Origin of the sequence: Kingella denitrificans ATCC 33394, assembly GCF_000190695.1 — a bacterium.
Taxonomy (GTDB): domain Bacteria; phylum Pseudomonadota; class Gammaproteobacteria; order Burkholderiales; family Neisseriaceae; genus Kingella_A; species Kingella_A denitrificans.
The window spans coordinates 1-1622 of the sequence record NZ_GL870931.1 but is presented as its reverse complement, the minus strand read 5'-3'; the positions used below and the strand labels follow the sequence as shown (position 1 = coordinate 1622).

At 53.3% G+C, this 1622-nt stretch carries 2 protein-coding genes; one reads left to right on the top strand and one right to left on the bottom strand.

What is annotated here, in order from left to right; genetic code table 11:
- A partial coding sequence (locus tag HMPREF9098_RS11055) for a metallophosphoesterase family protein (RefSeq protein WP_003784917.1) occupies window positions 1-878 on the top strand: 878 nt, incomplete at its 5' end.
- Window positions 879-983: 105 nt separating this feature from the next.
- Here the strand turns inward: HMPREF9098_RS11055 and HMPREF9098_RS11050 are convergent.
- A partial coding sequence (locus HMPREF9098_RS11050; protein WP_003784916.1) for a hypothetical protein occupies window positions 984-1622 on the bottom strand: 639 nt, incomplete at its 5' end.

The following is a 1622-nucleotide window of genomic DNA, read 5'->3' as shown; positions in this document are numbered from 1 at the left end:
TTCCCATGATCCGCCTTGCCCTGTTCGCCGACATCCACGGCAAATTCCTGCTCCCCTTCAAGCTGGCGCACCACTACCAGCAAACCACCGGCAAATCCATAGACTTAATTGTCCAATGCGGCGATATGGGCGCATTTCCGGATAAGAGCCGTATGGACAAGGCCACGCTGCGTCATGCGGCAAGAGACCGCGACGAATTGGGCTTTATGGATGATTTTGTGCACGCCAAGCCGCCGATCGCCCAATTCCTCGAGCGGCTCAACCTCAATATGCTCTGCGTACGCGGCAATCATGAAGACCATGAATTTTTGGATGAACTAGAACAGCAAAGTGTGCAGGCTGCTTTTCCGATTGATGCATACCAACGCGTTTGGGTGCTGAAAACGGGCGAGCCGTTTGTGTTGCAGAAGGATGGAGAACAGTTGGAAATTCTCGGCATCGGGCGCATTGGCGATAGGAAACAGCGGCCGCACGGCGAATTTATTCAGGAGTATGAACGGCAAACCTTGCGCTGCTTTATTAAAGACTGCCTGAAAAACAAACACGATCCCGATGTGTTGATAACGCACGACCAGCCCGCCGACAGCCAAAGCGGTTACGGCGCGGAAGAGATTGCCGATGTGCTGGACCAGCTGGCGTTTGCCTACCATTTTTACGGGCACACGGGCGAGGCATACCGGCAGAACTTGGCGGATAACGGCATCACCCGGTCGGTCAAAATCAAAGAATTGGAATTTGATCGACAGGGCAAGTTGTCGGAAGGCTGTATGTTGATTTTGGAAGTGGAGCAGCAGGAAGGGGACAAGCTGTTTACGCTTTCGCCTGTACCGTTAAACGAGATCATTCATTTTATGCAGGACACTTGGCGGTATTGCTGATGCGGAAAGGACGGATTGAAAACCCGTCCTTTTGTTCTGTCGGCTGTTTTCCAGGTAGCCCGCACCATTCAGGCTACCTGAAAATTCATTTCTAAAATAAAAAGCTCATTCATTCAATGCTGCCAATCTCGCCCGAACTTTTGCAGCCGCATCTTCCGTGCTGTTGCCAACGATAACATTTTGCTTGTCGTCGAAATACTGCATGGCAGGGAGGTCGCGCAGGAAGCCGTCAATATCTTGTGCGGTCAGGAAACGGCCGTGCATATCCCAGCCGACATTGAGGGCACGTCCTTTGACGGCGGCCATGCGGTCGTGCAGATGGCCGTAGAGGTGGTATAGGCCGTGGTGGATACCGTCCCATTCGTATAAAGGATAGTGGCACAAAATCGCGGTATTGCCGATTTCGGGCAGTTTGAGCCGCAGGTAATGGCTGGCGGACGAGAGCAACGGATGGCCGTCGGCTTTGCGCGTGTTGAGGAAATGTGCTTCGTTTTGCCAAATCAGGTAGTCGTGGTTGCCGTAGATCAAATGGTGTTGCCCGTTAAGCCGTTGCAGCACGGCTTCGATGTGTGCGGGCTTTTTGGCAAAGCAGACATCGCCGAGGTTGTACACAGTGTCTTGCGGGGTAACGACGCGGTTCCAGCAGTCGATCAGGTATTCGTTCAGCTCGTCGGCTTTATCGCTTTGCAGGCGGAATTGCGGGCAGTATCGGGCGATGTTGGGATGGGAGAAGTGCCAGTCGGC